Source organism: Acinetobacter sp. D009, assembly GCF_038562025.1.
GTDB classification, from domain to species: domain Bacteria; phylum Pseudomonadota; class Gammaproteobacteria; order Pseudomonadales; family Moraxellaceae; genus Acinetobacter; species Acinetobacter pittii.
Genome location: NZ_CP151886.1, coordinates 1709882 through 1726831 on the forward strand (window position 1 = coordinate 1709882; position 16950 = coordinate 1726831).

Sequence of the window (16950 nt, forward strand, 5' to 3'; positions counted from 1 at the left end):
GTCGCTAAAATTAAAAAAATTAAAATTACCAAGCATGAAATGGTTTTGTAAGCTTGGACATCCTGTCATACTACTGCCCAAGTATAGATTCAAAAATTGAGGTAATGCACGTGATTTCTGTCGGAATTGTTGGTGGAACGGGTTATACAGGCGTTGAACTATTACGTATTTTATTACGACATCCTAAAGCGCAGGTTCGAGTTCTTACTTCACGTACAGAAGCGGGCAAACCAGTTGCAGATATGTTCCCTAATTTACGTGGACATACAGATCTTCAATTTTCAGATTTAAACATTGATGTATTAAAAGAGTGTGATGTTGTATTTTTTGCAACACCACATGGTGTTGCCATGCAACATGCCAAAGATTTAATTGCAGCTGGAACTAAAGTTATTGATTTAGCAGCAGACTTTCGCTTACAAGATCTTGAACAATTTGAAAAATGGTATGGTATGGAGCATGCTTGCCCAGATGTACTAAAAGATTCTGTATATGGTCTAACTGAGTTAAACCGTGAAAAAATTAAACAAGCTCAAGTTATTGGTAACCCTGGTTGCTATCCGACGACTGTTCAATTAGGTTTAGCGCCACTATTAAAATCAGCACAAGCACTCATTGAAACCAAAAATATTATTATTGATGCGAAGTCTGGTGTTTCGGGTGCTGGCCGTAAAGCAAGCTTGGGCATGATTTATAGTGAAAACGCTGATAACTTTAAAGCATATGGTGTTGCAGGTCATCGTCACCATCCAGAAATTGTAGAAGCCTTAGAAAATATTGCAGGACAAAAGGGCGGGTTTGATGGACTCTTATTTGTTCCGCATCTAGTACCTATGATTCGCGGTATGCTGAGTACAATTTATGTAGATTTGACAGAAGCTGGTAAGCAGACAGACTTACAAGCTTTGTATGAAAACTTCTATGCTAATGAAAAATTCGTAGATGTTATGCCTGCAAATAGTTCACCTGAAACACGTAGTGTACGCGGTGCGAATGAACTTCGTATTGCATTATATAAACCACAACCAAATAAACTGATTATTTTGGCGGCTCAAGATAACCTTGTAAAAGGTGCATCTGGTCAGGCTGTACAAAATATGAACCTGATGTTTGGCTTTAATGAAGACGAAGGCTTACAAGGGATTGGTTTATTACCATAAAAAACTCTTTTTTGCTTCACACACATTTAAATTTCGATTTAAATGTGTGTCTTGACTCTGATCTTGAACACTGAGATGACGATGCAAAACTCTGGACAGACGACTTCAGCAGAAAGTTCGTTGCAAAAGAAAAAATTTTTAAACACCAATAAGCCTTTGTTTATTGGTGCTGCTATTTTAATGAGTGGTTGTTTTGCGCTCGGCTATACAATTGGGCACCGTCAAGGTTTAACTGTTGTTGGTTACGATGCAGATGCGGAGCAATTGGTTGAGGTGGTGCAAAAGCAAAAAACAGCCTTAGATGCAGTTAACAAAAGCCTTAATGCAGCGGTGCAAGAGCGTGATGTGGCTGTGACGAATGCAAATGATTTGTTTGAAGCGCTTAATCAAGCGAATGCCGATAAGACTCAGCAAGAAGGTATGAGTAATATCTATCGTGAGATTTTGAGACAGCGTGGTGGTTTGAGCTTAACAATCCAAAATCTGGCAATTAAGCCTTTGCCTGAAAATGCTTATGAATATCAACTAGATTTAGTTCAAGTAAGTCCAAGTAAGCGTCGTGCTTTAGGATCGGTTGAAATCAGATTGATCAAAGATACTGAAGTTTTAGTCGTACCACTTGAAGCGAAGAACTTTAACTTTACTGACTTTGAGCGCTTAACAGGTCGTTGGACAATGCCTAAAGGTTTCACGCCTCAATTTATTGAAGTGCGTTTAACTGGTGGCTCTGATACACCGATTATTAAACGTTTTAGTTGGCAGCGTGGTAAACCTGTCGAAACATCTTCTGCTTTCGTGGCAGAAATTCCTCAAGCTGAAGCAAATTCACAATAGTAACATCCTATGCGAACAAATAAGCGTCAAACAAACTTAAAAGATATCAAGGCTTCTTTTCAGCAGTCTGGCTATGTCGATTGGCACTTCCACCCACGCTTAAGTGATTCGCAAAACGAAGATCATGATGGAGAGGTTGTTGTACAAACAGCCCCTCCTGAACTCAAGCGTCCCCCATTATATGCAGTCGTATTAATGAATGACGATTACACTCCAATGGACTTTGTAATTGAAATTTTACAACAATACTTTGCAATGAATCTTGACCAAGCAACTCAAGTAATGCTAACAGTACACTATGAAGGTAAAGGTATTGCCGGAGTCTATCCAAGAGACATCGCGGAAACTAAGGCAAACCTTGTTAATAATTACGCTCGATCGCAAGGTCATCCATTACTTTGCCAGATTGAGCCTAAAGCATAAGGGGGTTACATGCTCAGTCGTCAATTAGAAGTATCATTACGTTTGGCTGTTAGCATGGCTCGTCAAAAGAGACATGAGTTTCTTACAGTTGAACATTTATTATTAGCACTACTCGACAACGATTCAGCCGTAAATGCATTAAAAGCATGCGGGGCTGATATAGTTTCTTTGCGTAAAGAATTAGAAGAATATGTAGAACAACATACTCCTAAGCTTGGCGAAAATAGCGAGCAAGCTCCTCATCCAACAGAAAGTTTTGACCGCATTTTGCAACGTGCTATTTTCCACGTGCAATCAAGTGGCGGCGATCGTACTGTTGAAGGTGCAGATGTTTTGGTCGCAATGTATTCAGAGCGTGATTCTTTTGCTGTGTATTTACTTAAACGTCATCAAATCAATCGTTTGACATTGACTCAATACTTGTCTCATGGGACACGTAAAGACGAAGTACAAGTTGAAGAAGAAGTTGAAGATATTGAAGGTGAAACTAGCGCAAGCAATGCAGGGCCATTAGAGCTTTATACACTGAATCTAAATGTTGAAGCGCAAAAAGGCAAAACGGACCCACTGATTGGTCGTGAAAAAGAAATTGAGCGTACAGCACAAATTCTGTGCCGCCGTCGCAAAAACAATCCATTGCTTGTAGGTGATCCAGGTGTAGGTAAAACCTCGATTGCCGAGGGTTTGGCATGGTTAATTGTGAATGGTAAAGCACCTAAACCTTTAAGTCAGGCCGAAATCTATAGTCTGGACATTGGCGCATTAGTTGCTGGAACGAAATATCGTGGTGACTTTGAAAAACGTTTAAAACAACTGCTTAATGCATTGAAGAAAAATCCAAATGCGATTTTATTCATTGATGAGATTCATATGATCATTGGTGCAGGCTCAAGTATGGGCAGCACAATGGATGCGTCAAATCTTATTAAGCCAGCTTTAGCTAATGGTACTTTACGTTGTATTGGTTCAACGACTTTCCAAGAATATCGTCAGGTTTTTGAAAAAGACCATGCGTTATCTCGTCGTTTCCAAAAAATTGATGTCAATGAGCCAAGTATTGCTGAAACGATTGATATTTTACGTGGATTGAAAACTAAGTTTGAAGATTTCCACCACGTACAATATGACGATAAGGCTTTGGTATCAGCTGTAGAGCTTTCTGCTAAATTTATTAATGATCGTTTCTTGCCAGATAAGGCAATTGATGTCATCGATGAAGCAGGTGCTCAACGCCGTTTGAAAGCTGAAAGTGATGATAGCTTGATTACCGTTGAGAATATCGAAGATATCGTTTCTAAGATTGCTCGTATTCCTCCAAAAACTGTGTCTAAAGATGATAAGTCAGTGCTTGAAAATCTTGAGCGTGATTTGAAACGTGTGGTGTTTGGTCAAGACGAAGCAATTACTGCATTAGGCTCAGCGATCAAGTTATCTCGTGCTGGATTGAAGTCACCAGATAAACCAGTGGGTAGTTTTGTTTTTGCTGGTCCAACAGGTGTAGGTAAAACTGAGGTTACTAAGCAACTCGCTAAATTATTGGGTGTAGAGCTTGTACGTTTCGATATGTCTGAATATATGGAACGTCATGCAGTTTCACGCTTAATTGGTGCACCTCCAGGGTATGTGGGTTATGACCAAGGTGGTTTGCTCACTGATGCGATTCATAAAAATCCGCATTGTGTCTTGTTGCTTGATGAAATTGAGAAAGCACATCCAGATGTGTTTAATCTATTGCTACAAATCATGGACCATGGCGCTTTAACGGATAACAATGGACGTAAGTCAGACTTTAGAAATGTGATTATTGTTTTGACTACGAATATTGGCGCGGAAAGTATTTCTCGCGCGAGCATTGGTTTCACGGAACAAGATCATAGTTCTGACAACCAAGAAGCGATGAAACGTGCTTTCTCTCCAGAGTTCCGTAACCGTTTAGATGGCGTTATTCAATTCAAAGCATTGCCAACAACAGTGATTGAGTCTGTAGTCGACAAATTCTTGACAGAATTACAAGCGCAATTGGATGAAAAACAAGTTGTTCTTGATGTTGATCAAAGTGCACGAGATTGGTTAGCTACAAATGGTTATGATCGTTTGATGGGTGCTCGTCCAATGCAACGTCTCATTCAAGAACACTTGAAGAAACCACTCGCCGAAATGATTCTGTTTGGTGAACTGGCAGATCATGGTGGTAACGTGGCTGTATCGGTGAAAAAAGAAGATGGCAAAGCTGTCGGCTTAAAACTTGAAGTGTTTGAGGATCATCATACGGCAGAACCAGCATAACTTATGTTAATTGATAGTCTTGCTATAACCCGAATACTCAGTGTATTCGGGTTATTTATTATCACGGCAATTGCTGAAATTCTTGGTTGTTATTTTCCTTATCTGATTTTAAAAGAGGGTAAGTCGGCTTGGCTGTGGCTACCTACGGTCTTAAGTCTGGCTATCTTTGTATGGTTGTTGACTTTACATCCGGCAGCTTCTGGGCGCATTTATGCGGCCTATGGCGGTATCTATATTTTTACTGCGCTTATGTGGCTACGCTTTGTTGATCAGGTGGGATTAACAAGATGGGATATATTAGGTGGTCTAATTGTGCTTTGTGGAGCTAGTTTAATTATTTTGCAACCTCAAGGGTTGATTCGTTAATGCATCATTGAATCAAATCTTAAGCGAGAAAATAAGAAGTTTTTTTCAAAAAAAAGACTTGTCAAACTCATCAACAATGCGTATTTTAGATTTAAGGAACATTTTTTAATATTTGAGATAAAGATGTTAAATCAATCTGTGAACACTAACGCTTATTATTACTTTTGGCAATTTAGATAGTTGCCTGAGCGTATTCGGGCATGAGAAAGTTGCCCATCACAGTTAATACCTGATCGGCAACCCCGATCAGGTTTTTTTATGCTTTATCTTTTTAGAATCGAGGAACTTAAAATGAACAACATGACTTATTCGTACTTTAGCAACTTTTATTGGTTTTACTTTTGCTTACCTTTACCAACGAATAGATCCAAAACGCTCAAATAAATGATCGGACTGAGTAGATTGCAGTCCCAAGGAAAAAACCAATGAATGCCCTAAATACTTTACTGACTCAAACCAATACAAAAGAAACACCAGTTAGTTTACCTATCCAGTTAAAAGCGAAATACCCGCTTGCACACTCTTTCGCACGTCAAATTGCCGAACACCGCCAAATTATTCAAAATATTCTTAACGGCAAAGATCATCGTCTAATGGTAATTACAGGGCCTTGTTCAATTCATGATCCAGTTTCAGTACTTGAATACGCTGAAAAACTGCAAAAATTACAAGAAAAAGTTAAAGATCAGATTTTTATCGTGATGCGTACATACATTGAAAAACCACGTACCACAGTTGGTTGGAAGGGGTTCATGTATGATCCGAATTTAGATGGCTCATCAAATTTACAACTTGGTTTAGAAAAATCTCGTGAACTGTACCTACAAATTATTGAAAAGGGCTTGCCAATTGCGAGTGAAATTTTAAGCCCAATGGCAACTGGCTATTTTGATGATTTATTGGCTTGGGGTGCAATTGGAGCTCGCACAAGCGAATCTCAGATTCACCGTGAAATCTCAAGTCATATGCCATACAGTATTGGTTTCAAGAATGGTACTGATGGTTCTATTCAGATTGCACTAGATGCGATTCAATCCGCGCAAAATGAACATCAATTTTTAGGAATGAATCAACAAGGCTTGCCTTCAGTGATTCAGAGTGCTGGAAATCCATTACCTCACTTGATCTTGCGTGGTGCGAATCATGGGCCAAATTACGATTTGGCTTCAATTCAGGCTATACGCGAAAAGTACAAACAGAATTTACCTGCACTGGTGATTGATTGTAGTCATGGTAATAGTGGGAAAGATCCGTTGCGTCAGCCAGAAGTTTTACAGCAAATCGTTGCTGAACGTTTAAAAACACAAGTTCGAGGTGTCATGATTGAAAGTCATTTGGTTGATGGTAACCAAAAGATTTCTTGTGATATGACTTATGGCCAGTCAGTAACTGATGGTTGTTTAGGGTGGGAAAAAACAGAGCAGCTTTTATTAAATGTCTCGAAGCAATTAAAGACAAAAGAATTAGCTCATTCCGCTTAATTATTTATGGGCTTTAAAAAGGGATCTGTAAATAGATCCCTTTGTTTTTTTAAGAAGCATGCTTGAGTTCGGATAAGAATGTAGTGATTTCATGCCCAAACTTTTTAGGCTCGGTTAATAAAGGTGTATGGCCTGAACGTTCAAAATATATTGCTTTTGCATGCTCAACGCTATGTGCAATTAGTGTCTGACCAGTTTCTGGATAAAGTGTCGAATTACGACCAATAAAGAAAGTGGTAGGACATGCTAACTGCTGAATTGCTTCTCGATAATCTTCATTATGATAAAGATAGTTTTCAACATACCAAAACAAGTAATCTAAACGTTGAATAGGTAATAAATATTTTTGTAGAAAAGGCTGTTTTAAAGCTGTTTTAAAAACTAGTGGACTAAATGGATTGCTACTTTGTAACTCAATAAAATCTACCCATAGACGGACTAGTTCTTGTCGATCTGGAAGTGATAGCTCATAAAGATATTTGGCGTTTTTATGCTTTAGCAATAATTGATAAATATCATTTAATAATTGTTTGAACTGGGTGTGAAGAGGGCCGAATAAACCATATTCCCAAGTCGAATCTACTGATATTTTTGGTGTCTGATCAATATGTAAATAGGCTTTTAACTGCTGTGCCAGTTGCGCATGTTTCATGCCATGCATGGCAGTTGTTGCGCCCATTGAATAACCCATCAAGATAAAGTTATCAAGTTTTAATTGATCTATTAAATGAGCAACATCTTGCCAATGACTAGAAATGGCATCTTGCTCGGGAATTGCACAATTCTTTGACCCACCGAAACCACGCCAGTCTGGAATAATAAACTCATATTCTTTGCGGTTTGCATAAATAAACGGTAGCCACTGCCAACTTTGCATGCCAAGGCCAGATAAAACCAAAACAGGCTCACCACGACCAACACGGCGTACAAATAAATTTTCCTGATCGGGCATGGTGTAATACGGCATGGCTATTCTCCAGATGGGTTATCTTGGGCAAAGCGTTTTAATTGAGGGATGACTTGTTCCAACCATTTGATCCATTCACTTTCCATCGTAATTCCAAGTTCTAAGATCATTTTGTGGATGTATAACACACGGTCATTTAGATCATCACTGTCTTTAAAATCTTTATCATAAATACTTTGATAAAGTTTGAGCTTCTCTTGATGTAAACCAAGATGCCTTAACAGTTCAGGTAATATCTGATTATTGCTCAATTGTGCTTCTGCACGCAATCTAACCATTAAATCATCACGAAGCTGCGCAGGTTCACTTTGTTGCGTCATCCATGAAGCCAGTTCTATACGACCCAGTTGTTCGACCTGATAGGTTTTTTTTCGGCCATTATCCATTTCATTTTCTAAAGTGGAAACCCAGCCTTTTTTAAGCATGTTATTGAGTTCACGATAAATTTGCTGGTGAGTGGCATTCCAGAAAAAGCCCATTGAGCGGTCAAAGCGGCGGGCGAGTTCAAACCCTGTACTTGGACGTTCAAGCAAGCTGGTCAATAAAACATGAGGAAGTGACATGGCAATCCAGTTTGTAAGCAAAAGTAAAGTGTGACTCATGAGATTATGCAACATGTTGCATAAAAGTCAAAATTTGATTATAAATTTATGCAACAAGTTGCATTAGCAAGCTTATTGCTAGCCATAGGAGAAAATATGTCAGCTTATCCACATTTATTAAAGCCACTTGATTTAGGCTTTACTACTTTAAAAAATCGTGTGCTTATGGGGTCGATGCACATTGGATTAGAAGAAGCACCGCAAGGATATGAGCGCATGGCTGCGTTTTATGCTGAGCGTGCAAAAGGTGATGTGGGTTTAATTGTAACTGGCGGTGTTTCTCCAAATGATGATGGTGTTGTATTTAGCCATGGGACCAAACTAGATACAGTTGAAGAAGCTGAAAAACATAAAGTGATTACCCAAGCTGTTCATGAAGCTGGGGGTAAAATTGCTATGCAGATTTTACATACGGGTCGTTATTCTTATCAGGCAAATAATGTTGCACCTTCAGCAATTCAAGCACCGATTAATCCGATTAAGCCTAAAGCTTTAAGCTCTGCCGAAGTACAACAAACCATTGATGACTTTGCTAACTGCGCCAAACTTGCTCAGTATGCGGGCTATGATGGCGTAGAAATCATGGGCTCTGAAGGTTATTTGATTAATGAATTTATTGCAGCTCGAACGAATCATCGTGATGATGAATGGGGTGGTAGTTACGAAAATCGTATCCGTTTTCCAATTGAAATTGTAAAGCGCACACGTGCTTTAGTTGGTGAAAATTTTATCATTATTTATCGTTTATCTATGCTTGATTTAGTTGAAGGCGGTTCAAGTTTTGATGAAGTGATTCAGCTTGCAAAAGAAATTGAAAAAGCAGGCGCAACAATTATCAATACAGGTATTGGCTGGCATGAGGCACGTATTCCTACAATTGCAACCAAAGTTCCTCGTGCTGCATTTACTTGGGTAACTGAAAAACTTAAAGGTGAAGTCTCTATCCCTTTAATTACTTCTAACCGAATCAATACGCCTGAAATGGCTGAACATGTATTGGCATCTGGTCATGCTGATATGGTGTCTATGGCACGACCAATGTTAGCGGATGCTGAATTTGTCTTGAAAGCAAGTGAAGGCCGCAGTGATGAAATTAATACATGTATTGGGTGCAACCAAGCTTGTTTAGATCATATTTTCTCAATGAAAATTGCAACTTGTTTAGTAAACCCGCGTGCATGTTATGAAACTGAACTGATCTTTAAAGAAGCTCAGGTGAAAAAGAGTATCGCTGTTATTGGCGCAGGTCCGGCAGGTTTGAGTTTTGCAGTATATGCAGCTGATCGCGGACATCAAGTTAAAATTTTTGAAGCAAGTCATCAAATTGGTGGTCAGTTTAATATTGCAAAAACAGTTCCTGGAAAAGAAGAGTTCTACGAAACTTTACGCTACTTTAGTCGTCAAATTGAATTGCGACCAAACATTGAACTTGTGTTAAACCATCAAGCAACTTACGAAGAATTAAGCCAAGCAAATTTTGATGAAATTGTGGTTGCAACAGGTGTAACACCTCGTCAATTACAGTTTGAGGGAATTGATCATCCTAAAGTGCTGAGCTACTTACAAGTACTTAAAGAGCGTGTACCAGTAGGACAACGTGTTGCCATTATTGGAGCAGGTGGTATTGGTTTCGATACAGCTGAATATCTTACTCATGAAGGTGAAAGTGGCAGTTTAAATCCAGAAAAGTTCTATGAAGAATGGGGAATCGATACTCAATATGAGCATGTTGGTGGTTTAAAACAACCAAAAGTTGAGGCATCTGAACGAGAAATTTATTTACTGCAACGTAAAACTGCTGCTGTAGGCGCTGGTTTAGGGAAAACAACAGGCTGGATTCATCGTACAGGACTAAAAAATCGTCAGGTCAAAATGTTTGCAGGTGTGCAATACGACAAGGTAGACGATCAAGGTTTACATATTACTGTGGATGGGAAACCAAGTGTACTTGAGGTTGACCATGTGGTGATTTGCGCAGGCCAAGAGTCATTTACTGCAATGTATGATCAATTAAAAACAGATGGAAAAAATGTTCATTTAATTGGTGGTGCTAAAGAGGCGGGAGAACTAGATGCAAAACGTGCAATACGCCAGGGTGCTGAATTAGCAGCGACACTATAAATTTTTATGGGTATTTCTTTTAAGAAATGCCCGTTACTTTTTTTGGTTAAATTATAGGATATAAAAACAATGACACTCGAAACAACAAAACAGTCTTTAGAAAAATGGCATGAAATGGTTCAGGCTGGTAACTTATCCGATCTAAATGATTTGTTGGCAGATGAAGTGGTTTTTCGCTCACCAGTTGCTTACAAACCTTATGAAGGAAAGCAGGTCGTTTTCTTCATTCTTACCAATGTGATTCAGGTGTTCGAAGACTTTACTTATCATCGTGAGTTCTACACAGAAGACGGTGAAAATGTAGTGCTTGAGTTCAGTGCCAATGTCAGTGGTAAATCATTAAAAGGTATTGATATGATTCGTTTTAATGAACAAGGCAAAATTATTGATTTTGAAGTAATGATTCGTCCAATGAGTGGTCTAGCAGCATTGGCTGAACAAATGGGTATAAGAATTGCTAAATTTCAACCTCAATAATTTTAGTAAATAGCCTAAGTAAGATAGAGATCAATAAAATGTGGTTAAAGCTTTCAACTCTAGCATTGCTTCCTGTACTGTTTGTACAGGGAACCAAGGTTCGTAAGAATACGCCACGCTTGCTAGAAGCCAGTGGTGAGAGACAAGGCATCGTTGGTAATGGAAGACCTCTATCATTACTTATTTTAGGAGACTCTGCCGCAGCAGGTGTTGGCGTAGAAACCCAAAAAGATGCTTTATCTGGTGCAATTATTTCTGAGTTGCAAGATCAATATTCGATACGCTGGAAACTGCATGCAAAAACAGGTGATACAACTAAGCAGGTTTTTCAAGCAGTACAGCATTTAGAGCAACAAAATTACGATGTGGTGGTTACGTCGATTGGTGTTAATGATGTCACGAAACTAACCTCAGCAAGTTCATGGATAAAACAACAAAAACAATTATTTCAATATATACAGGCACGTTTTCAGCCTAAGCTCATTATTGTTTCTGGTGTTCCGCCAATGCAGCATTTCCCAGCGTTACCAAATCCATTGGCTTGGTTGTTTGGAAAATATGCGGAACAAATGAATCAGGTACTAGATAAATGGTTAGAATCACAAAACCAATTTAAGTTCATTCAATATGATATTGAGTATTTTCAAGCAATGAATCTGCCTATGGCAAGTGATGGTTTTCATCCGAGTAAGGAAATTTATGCAATTTGGGGACAACAGGTTGCAGCCTTAGTGCGGCAATCATTTAACTCATAATCAGAGGTAGTGATTGAAAATGGGCATATCTACTTTAAATAAAATTAAAGCTTTCGGTTCAGAATTGTTCGATTCGGTATTAGGTGCTGAACAGCCAAAAATCTATTATGATCCAAATGGGAAAATAAAAGATATTCTGGAGAAATTGCCCCAGCTCAAGCAAAAATATCGGCCCACACCGTGGTTAAGCAACAATCATGTTCATCTTTTATATTTTGATATTATTAGAAAAAAAACCATTAAGCTTGAATATGATCGTATTGATCAGCTCACCATGAAAGATGGTGGCGTAACTGCGATCGCGTGGTATGACTATGATCTTCCTCCAGATACTCCAACAGTTGTCATTATGCATACCATTACAGGGACCCCTGAAAGTATGCGTGAACTTGTGAAAGATATACATCACTATACAGGATGGAGAATAGCACTATGCTTACGCCGTGGGCATGCTGGATTACCTATGCCTGTGCCACAGATTTCTCTTTTTGGGTCAACAAGCGATCTTAAAGAGCAACTTGAGCATATTCAAAATTTGTTTCCTAAATCGGATTTATACGCCGTAGGTTCCTCTGCTGGGACAGGACTACTGGTTCGCTACTTAGGAGAGCAAGGTACTGACACGCCATTTAAAGCTGCCTTTGCAATGTGTCCAGGCTACAACACAGAGATTGGCTTTAAAAATGTTCATCCGTTTTATAGCAAAATGATGACCAAAAAGTTATTCAAGTATTTTATTCATCCTTATCAAAATACATGGAACCAACTTTCTTCTATTGAAAAAGTTCTGGCGACCACAAGTCTGGAAGAGTTTGAGAAAGAATATTTTGAAATGGCTGGCTTTGAAGATTATCAAAGCTATTGCCAAGCCATTAATCCAATTTATGTATTTGAGAATGTCAAAATACCATTAATGATTCTTAACGCTGAGGATGATCCTGTCTGTTCTATTAAAAATTTGGAACCTTACAAAGAAACGATTCAGCAAATGAGTAATATTGCGGTAATCACCACAAAAAAAGGAAGTCATTGTGGCTTCTATGAAGGTTGGAAAAGTACATCATGGGCTGCCAAATTAATATCAAATTATTTTTTGGTCGAACATAAACAATAACGGTAATTTGCAATAAGTTAAATAAAGCCCATTCAATAGATGGGCTTTATAATTTTATTAGATCAAGATAAAAGCAATTTGGGATCTTTTAGTCCAATTTTGATTTTTGTGCTAGCCACGAGGTCTTTTTCATCTGTTTGGTTGGGATGAAAATCAAAGCGATAATAATCAAAAAATTGGGGGATCAATGTTCTATATTGTTTATTCGCAAAACTAAAGAACTTACGCCAAGATTTGAAATTTAAAAGTTGATGATCCCGTTTCATAAGAACAAATTGATAAATTGTTGAAAAACCGGTAATCAAAAATAGACTTAAAGTAAAGACTGTAATGCGAGGAAGGTATGCACTTAAGCCGCTTCCATATAAATGTTGATAGAGATCAAAGGCCACAGCTTTATGTTCAGTTTCTTCAATACTATGCCATAGCCATAAATTGCGAATAGTTGAGTCCGTCATCAATTCATTAACGGATTGCATCATACTAACCACAAGTACTGCTGTGTAATGTTCTAGACCTACTGTTACAAGCAAATTCCATTTTTTACTAAAAACTTTTTCAATAGTTTTTAAAACGATGCCAGTTACTTTTTCTAAAGATTGAGGATCTAAACCATATTGCTGTGCACTTACATGAAAAGCATGATGTTCTTTTGAGTGCATTGCTTCTTGGCCAATAAACGCACTGATTTCCCGATCTAAAATTTCATTCGACTTTGCTTTGGCGCGTAAAGCTCGAACAGAGCGAACGAAATATGATTCACCTTCAGGGAATAATGTAGATAAACCCGTAAAATAATGGGTAAAAGTGGGTTCATTATTACACCAGTAGCGAGGTACATTTTCAAAATTATAGTCCATACGACGGACTGGAAATGAGGCGGGGACACGATTTGATACTGTATTCATTCTAGGCTCCAATCTTCTTTTAATTAAAGTTCCAAAAAGGAACTTGTTAAAAAACTACATCGCCATATATCTATCGTCAATGTTTTTTGAAGTGAAAAAAGTAGATTGTCCCTAATTGATAACTAAGAAAACTTTAAAGATAAATAGAAAGAAAAGTAAAACTTATTATTGTGTTGATAACTTAAATAATATTTAAAAAGCCCAAACTGATGGTTCAATTTGGGCATATCGCATACGAACTTAGTTCTTAAGCGCTGGAGTAGCAGCCGCAATTGCAGCAGCAACAGCATCATCTTCACTTTGAGCTGGTTCAGCTGGTTTAGATGGTTTTGGCTCTGCTTTTGCTTCAGGCTTAGGTTCAGGTTTTGGCTTTGGTTCTGCTTTAGGTTGCTCAGAAACATTTGTTTGTGAATTTTGCTCAGCTTGTGCAGGGCGAGTTTCACGGCGAATTTCAGTTGTCGTATTTGCTGTTTCTTCGTGATGCACCTCAACTTGCGTTGGTTCCTGAGTTTGAGCTTCTTCAGTTTGAACACTTTCTAGAGACTCAAATTTTGCAGGTTCAGCAGGTGTAGGTTCTGAAACAGCAGTTTCAACCTTTTCTTGCTCTTCTTCTTTAGGTGTTTCTTTTTTGACACATGCGGTTAACAATAGTCCAGCAGCAATTGCAGCACAGATTAAAAGTTTTTTATTTGCCATTGTCCTAAACAACATTTAATTGAGGAGCTGGCATTATAACAGCAAAAGAGAATGAAAAAATCATGTGAGATTGACCTAAATTTTTATTAAAAATGCTGATAGAATAGCCAGTTGTTTAATGATCTTTGAATTGATGCGGTTTGACTTTGCTTTATAGGGGCAGAGTACAGTAAAATTGCCAAACATTGTAGGCCGATTTCGGCTTGATTGTACGAGAAACTTAATGACCCATTTTATTTTTGTCACTGGTGGTGTAGTTTCATCGCTAGGTAAAGGTATTTCTGCTGCTTCAGTTGCTGCACTTTTGGAAGCCCGTGGCTTAAAAGTCACAATGGTTAAAATGGATCCCTACATTAATGTCGATCCAGGGACAATGAGCCCTTTCCAACATGGTGAAGTTTTTGTCACAGAGGATGGTGCCGAAACTGATCTAGACTTGGGTTATTACGAACGTTTCTTACGTCGTGCGAAAATGACCAAACTTAATAACTTTACCAGTGGTCGTGTATATCAGGACGTTTTAAATAAAGAACGTCGTGGTGACTACCTTGGTGGTACAGTTCAAGTTATTCCTCATATTACTGACAACATTAAAGAACGTGTACTTCGCGCAGGTGAAGGCTACGATGTTGCTATCGTAGAAATTGGCGGCACAGTAGGTGATATCGAATCACTTCCATTTATGGAGTCAGTTCGTCAATTAATGGTTGAGCTTGGTCATAAAAGAACCATGCTTATGCATTTAACTTTGTTGCCATATATCAAATCTGCAGCAGAGCTTAAGACAAAACCAACTCAACACTCTGTAAAAGAGTTGCTTTCGATTGGTATTCAACCAGATATTCTTATCTGTCGTACTGAATATGATGTGGATGTTGATACTAAACGCAAAATTGCATTGTTCACTAACGTAGAAGCGCGTGCTGTAGTGGTATGTAAAGATGCGAAAACGATTTATCAAATTCCACGTACATTCTATGAACAAAACGTTGATGATTTGATCTGTGAGCGTTTTGGATTTAATGATCTTCCAGAAGCAAACCTAGAAGATTGGGATAATGTAGTCGAAGCATTACTAAATCCTGAATACACTTTACGTGTAGCTATGGTTGGTAAATATGTTGAATTACCAGATGCTTATAAGTCTGTGAATGAAGCGTTATTACACGCAGGTATTAAAAATCGTGTAAAAGTACAAATTGATTATGTCAACGCTGAAGAACTTGAAAGCCAAGACGTATCTATTTTAAGTACAGCTGATGCAATTTTAGTTCCAGGCGGTTTTGGTGAACGTGGTACTGAAGGCAAAATGAAAGCTATTCAATACGCACGTGAAAACAAAATCCCATTCTTGGGTATTTGTTTAGGCATGCAATTGGCTGTTATTGAATACGCTCGCCATGTTGCAGGTATGCCAGAAGCTTCTTCTACAGAATTTAACCGCTCTACAAAATATCCACTCATTGGTTTAATTACTGAATGGTTAGATGAGCGCGGTGAATTACAACAACGCAGCCTTGAGTCTGACTTAGGTGGAACTATGCGTTTAGGTGCTCAAAAATCTGAATTGGTTGAAGGCACAAAAACACGTGAAGTCTACGGTAAAGCTGAAATCACTGAGCGTCATCGTCACCGTTATGAAATGAATAACCGTTTCATCGAGTCGATTGAACAAGCTGGTATGAAGATTTCAGGTTACTCTTCAGCACAACATTTAGTTGAAACTGTAGAAATTCCTGAACATCCTTGGTTTATTGCTGTACAATTCCACCCGGAATTTACAAGTTCACCACGTGATGGACATCCATTATTTGCTAGTTTTATTGACGCTGCAAAAACACAGCATCAAAAAAGTAAATAATGCGATTTTAAATAAACTGGGAAAGTTTAAATGTCACAATTAAAACCACAAGAAGTTGTACGTTTAGGCGATATACAAATGGCAAATCATTTGCCATTTGTATTATTTGGCGGAATGAACGTACTTGAATCAAAAGATTTAGCTTTTGAAATTGCAGAAACGTATGTTGATATTTGCAAACGCTTAGATATTCCTTATGTATTTAAAGCGAGTTTCGATAAAGCAAATCGTTCTAGTCTGCATTCATTCCGTGGTCCTGGACTTGAAAAAGGTATCGAATGGTTAGGTGATATTAAAAAACATTTTAATGTCCCTATCATTACTGATGTGCATGAGCCATATCAGGCTGCACCAGTTGCAGAAGTAGCCGATATTATTCAATTACCCGCTTTCTTAAGTCGTCAGACTGATCTTGTCGAAGCGATGGCAAAAACACAGGCTATTATTAATATTAAGAAAGCCCAGTTTTTAGCACCTCATGAAATGCGTCATATCCTGCATAAATGTTTAGAAGCAGGAAACGACAAACTTATTCTTTGTGAACGTGGTTCAGCATTTGGTTATAACAATCTTGTTGTAGATATGCTTGGCTTTGACACAATGAAAGAAATGAATGTGCCAGTTTTCTTTGACGTGACACATGCGTTACAAACCCCTGGTGGTCGTTCTGACTCAGCAGGTGGTCGTCGTGCTCAAATTACAACTTTAGCACGCGCTGGAATGGCAACTGGTTTGGCTGGATTGTTCTTGGAAGGACACCCAGACCCAGAACATGCAAAATGCGATGGACCTTGTGCATTACGTATGTCGCAACTTGAACCGTTCTTGGCACAAATAAAAGAATTGGATACTTTAGTTAAAGGATTCAAAAAGTTAGACACCCATTGAGTTGTTTTATA

General features: G+C 38.4%; 16 protein-coding genes. 12 read left to right on the plus strand and 4 right to left on the minus strand.

Annotated elements, in window-relative coordinates; all coding sequences use genetic code 11:
* The first annotated feature begins 104 nt into the window (after positions 1-104).
* From argC to AAC388_RS08125, 6 genes are all read left to right on the plus strand, one after another.
* Positions 105-1160, plus strand: coding sequence for an N-acetyl-gamma-glutamyl-phosphate reductase (argC, locus tag AAC388_RS08100; protein ID WP_014206947.1), 1056 nt, complete (start codon positions 105-107; stop codon positions 1158-1160).
* A 75-nt stretch (positions 1161-1235) separates the two neighbouring features.
* Entirely contained in the window at positions 1236-1994 is a 759-nt protein-coding gene (locus AAC388_RS08105; protein WP_014206946.1) for a DUF6776 family protein, read from the plus strand.
* Between the two features lie 9 nt (positions 1995-2003).
* A complete protein-coding gene (gene clpS / locus AAC388_RS08110) occupies positions 2004-2417 on the plus strand; it encodes an ATP-dependent Clp protease adapter ClpS (protein WP_002121129.1) in 414 nt (137 codons plus the stop codon).
* A 9-nt stretch (positions 2418-2426) separates the two neighbouring features.
* A complete protein-coding gene (clpA, locus tag AAC388_RS08115) occupies positions 2427-4703 on the plus strand; it encodes an ATP-dependent Clp protease ATP-binding subunit ClpA (RefSeq protein ID WP_017400370.1) in 2277 nt (758 codons plus the stop codon).
* Positions 4704-4706: 3 nt separating this feature from the next.
* A complete protein-coding gene (locus AAC388_RS08120) occupies positions 4707-5069 on the plus strand; it encodes a YnfA family protein (RefSeq protein ID WP_060466318.1) in 363 nt (120 codons plus the stop codon).
* 425 nt (positions 5070-5494) lie between these two features.
* Entirely contained in the window at positions 5495-6550 is a 1056-nt protein-coding gene (locus tag AAC388_RS08125; RefSeq protein WP_342371468.1) for a 3-deoxy-7-phosphoheptulonate synthase, read from the plus strand.
* A gap of 49 nt (positions 6551-6599) precedes the next feature.
* Here the strand turns inward: AAC388_RS08125 and AAC388_RS08130 are convergent, their stop codons facing one another.
* Positions 6600-7517, minus strand: a complete 918-nt coding sequence (locus tag AAC388_RS08130) for an alpha/beta hydrolase (RefSeq protein ID WP_060466320.1) — start codon at positions 7515-7517, stop codon at positions 6600-6602.
* 2 nt (positions 7518-7519) lie between these two features.
* On the minus strand, positions 7520-8080 hold the full coding sequence (locus AAC388_RS08135) for a PadR family transcriptional regulator (protein ID WP_005069032.1): 561 nt from the start codon (positions 8078-8080) through the stop codon (positions 7520-7522).
* Positions 8081-8215: 135 nt separating this feature from the next.
* On the opposite strand from AAC388_RS08135, the gene AAC388_RS08140 reads away from it, so the two are divergent.
* The 4 genes from AAC388_RS08140 to AAC388_RS08155 all read left to right on the plus strand — a co-directional run bounded on the left by AAC388_RS08140 (position 8216) and on the right by AAC388_RS08155 (position 12586).
* Positions 8216-10240 carry an NADPH-dependent 2,4-dienoyl-CoA reductase gene (locus AAC388_RS08140; protein WP_005073986.1) on the plus strand — a complete coding sequence of 675 codons (2025 nt, stop codon included), beginning with the start codon at positions 8216-8218 and terminating at the stop codon, positions 10238-10240.
* A gap of 69 nt (positions 10241-10309) precedes the next feature.
* Positions 10310-10717: a nuclear transport factor 2 family protein gene (locus AAC388_RS08145; RefSeq protein WP_005069036.1), complete on the plus strand. Its 408-nt coding sequence runs from the start codon at positions 10310-10312 to the stop codon at positions 10715-10717.
* 38 nt (positions 10718-10755) lie between these two features.
* Positions 10756-11472 carry an SGNH/GDSL hydrolase family protein gene (locus AAC388_RS08150; RefSeq protein ID WP_086393725.1) on the plus strand — a complete coding sequence of 239 codons (717 nt, stop codon included), beginning with the start codon at positions 10756-10758 and terminating at the stop codon, positions 11470-11472.
* Between the two features lie 19 nt (positions 11473-11491).
* Entirely contained in the window at positions 11492-12586 is a 1095-nt protein-coding gene (locus tag AAC388_RS08155) for an alpha/beta fold hydrolase (protein WP_342371469.1), read from the plus strand.
* Positions 12587-12648: 62 nt separating this feature from the next.
* On the opposite strand, the gene AAC388_RS08160 is transcribed toward AAC388_RS08155, so the two are convergent.
* Together AAC388_RS08160 and AAC388_RS08165 are read right to left on the minus strand one after the other, a co-directional pair.
* Positions 12649-13494, minus strand: coding sequence for a metal-dependent hydrolase (locus AAC388_RS08160; protein WP_025468387.1), 846 nt, complete (start codon positions 13492-13494; stop codon positions 12649-12651).
* Between the two features lie 240 nt (positions 13495-13734).
* A complete protein-coding gene (locus AAC388_RS08165; RefSeq protein ID WP_032055984.1) occupies positions 13735-14190 on the minus strand; it encodes a hypothetical protein in 456 nt (151 codons plus the stop codon).
* A 223-nt stretch (positions 14191-14413) separates the two neighbouring features.
* Between AAC388_RS08165 and AAC388_RS08170 the strand changes: the two genes are divergently transcribed.
* Together AAC388_RS08170 and kdsA are read left to right on the plus strand one after the other, a co-directional pair.
* Positions 14414-16051, plus strand: coding sequence for a CTP synthase (locus tag AAC388_RS08170; RefSeq protein WP_002121060.1), 1638 nt, complete (start codon positions 14414-14416; stop codon positions 16049-16051).
* A 30-nt stretch (positions 16052-16081) separates the two neighbouring features.
* The gene (gene kdsA, locus AAC388_RS08175) at positions 16082-16939 is read left to right on the plus strand and encodes a 3-deoxy-8-phosphooctulonate synthase (RefSeq protein WP_002121042.1); all 858 of its coding nucleotides are present in this window, start codon (positions 16082-16084) and stop codon (positions 16937-16939) included.
* The last annotated feature ends 11 nt before the right edge of the window (positions 16940-16950 follow it).

What these genes read in the sequence shown, in the direction of transcription:
- kdsA (WP_002121042.1), top strand. Translation starts at nt 16,082, where the DNA reads ATGTCACAATTAAAACCACAAGAAGTTGTACGTTTAGGCGATATACAA.
- AAC388_RS08140 (WP_005073986.1), top strand. Translation starts at nt 8,216, where the DNA reads ATGTCAGCTTATCCACATTTATTAAAGCCACTTGATTTAGGCTTTACT.
- AAC388_RS08160 (WP_025468387.1), bottom strand. Translation starts at nt 13,494, where the DNA reads ATGAATACAGTATCAAATCGTGTCCCCGCCTCATTTCCAGTCCGTCGT.
- AAC388_RS08135 (WP_005069032.1), bottom strand. Translation starts at nt 8,080, where the DNA reads ATGTCACTTCCTCATGTTTTATTGACCAGCTTGCTTGAACGTCCAAGT.
- clpA (WP_017400370.1), top strand. Translation starts at nt 2,427, where the DNA reads ATGCTCAGTCGTCAATTAGAAGTATCATTACGTTTGGCTGTTAGCATG.
- AAC388_RS08105 (WP_014206946.1), top strand. Translation starts at nt 1,236, where the DNA reads ATGACGATGCAAAACTCTGGACAGACGACTTCAGCAGAAAGTTCGTTG.
- AAC388_RS08170 (WP_002121060.1), top strand. Translation starts at nt 14,414, where the DNA reads ATGACCCATTTTATTTTTGTCACTGGTGGTGTAGTTTCATCGCTAGGT.
- AAC388_RS08130 (WP_060466320.1), bottom strand. Translation starts at nt 7,517, where the DNA reads ATGCCGTATTACACCATGCCCGATCAGGAAAATTTATTTGTACGCCGT.
- AAC388_RS08150 (WP_086393725.1), top strand. Translation starts at nt 10,756, where the DNA reads ATGTGGTTAAAGCTTTCAACTCTAGCATTGCTTCCTGTACTGTTTGTA.
- AAC388_RS08125 (WP_342371468.1), top strand. Translation starts at nt 5,495, where the DNA reads ATGAATGCCCTAAATACTTTACTGACTCAAACCAATACAAAAGAAACA.
- argC (WP_014206947.1), top strand. Translation starts at nt 105, where the DNA reads ATGCACGTGATTTCTGTCGGAATTGTTGGTGGAACGGGTTATACAGGC.
- AAC388_RS08155 (WP_342371469.1), top strand. Translation starts at nt 11,492, where the DNA reads ATGGGCATATCTACTTTAAATAAAATTAAAGCTTTCGGTTCAGAATTG.
- AAC388_RS08145 (WP_005069036.1), top strand. Translation starts at nt 10,310, where the DNA reads ATGACACTCGAAACAACAAAACAGTCTTTAGAAAAATGGCATGAAATG.
- AAC388_RS08120 (WP_060466318.1), top strand. Translation starts at nt 4,707, where the DNA reads ATGTTAATTGATAGTCTTGCTATAACCCGAATACTCAGTGTATTCGGG.
- AAC388_RS08165 (WP_032055984.1), bottom strand. Translation starts at nt 14,190, where the DNA reads ATGGCAAATAAAAAACTTTTAATCTGTGCTGCAATTGCTGCTGGACTA.
- clpS (WP_002121129.1), top strand. Translation starts at nt 2,004, where the DNA reads ATGCGAACAAATAAGCGTCAAACAAACTTAAAAGATATCAAGGCTTCT.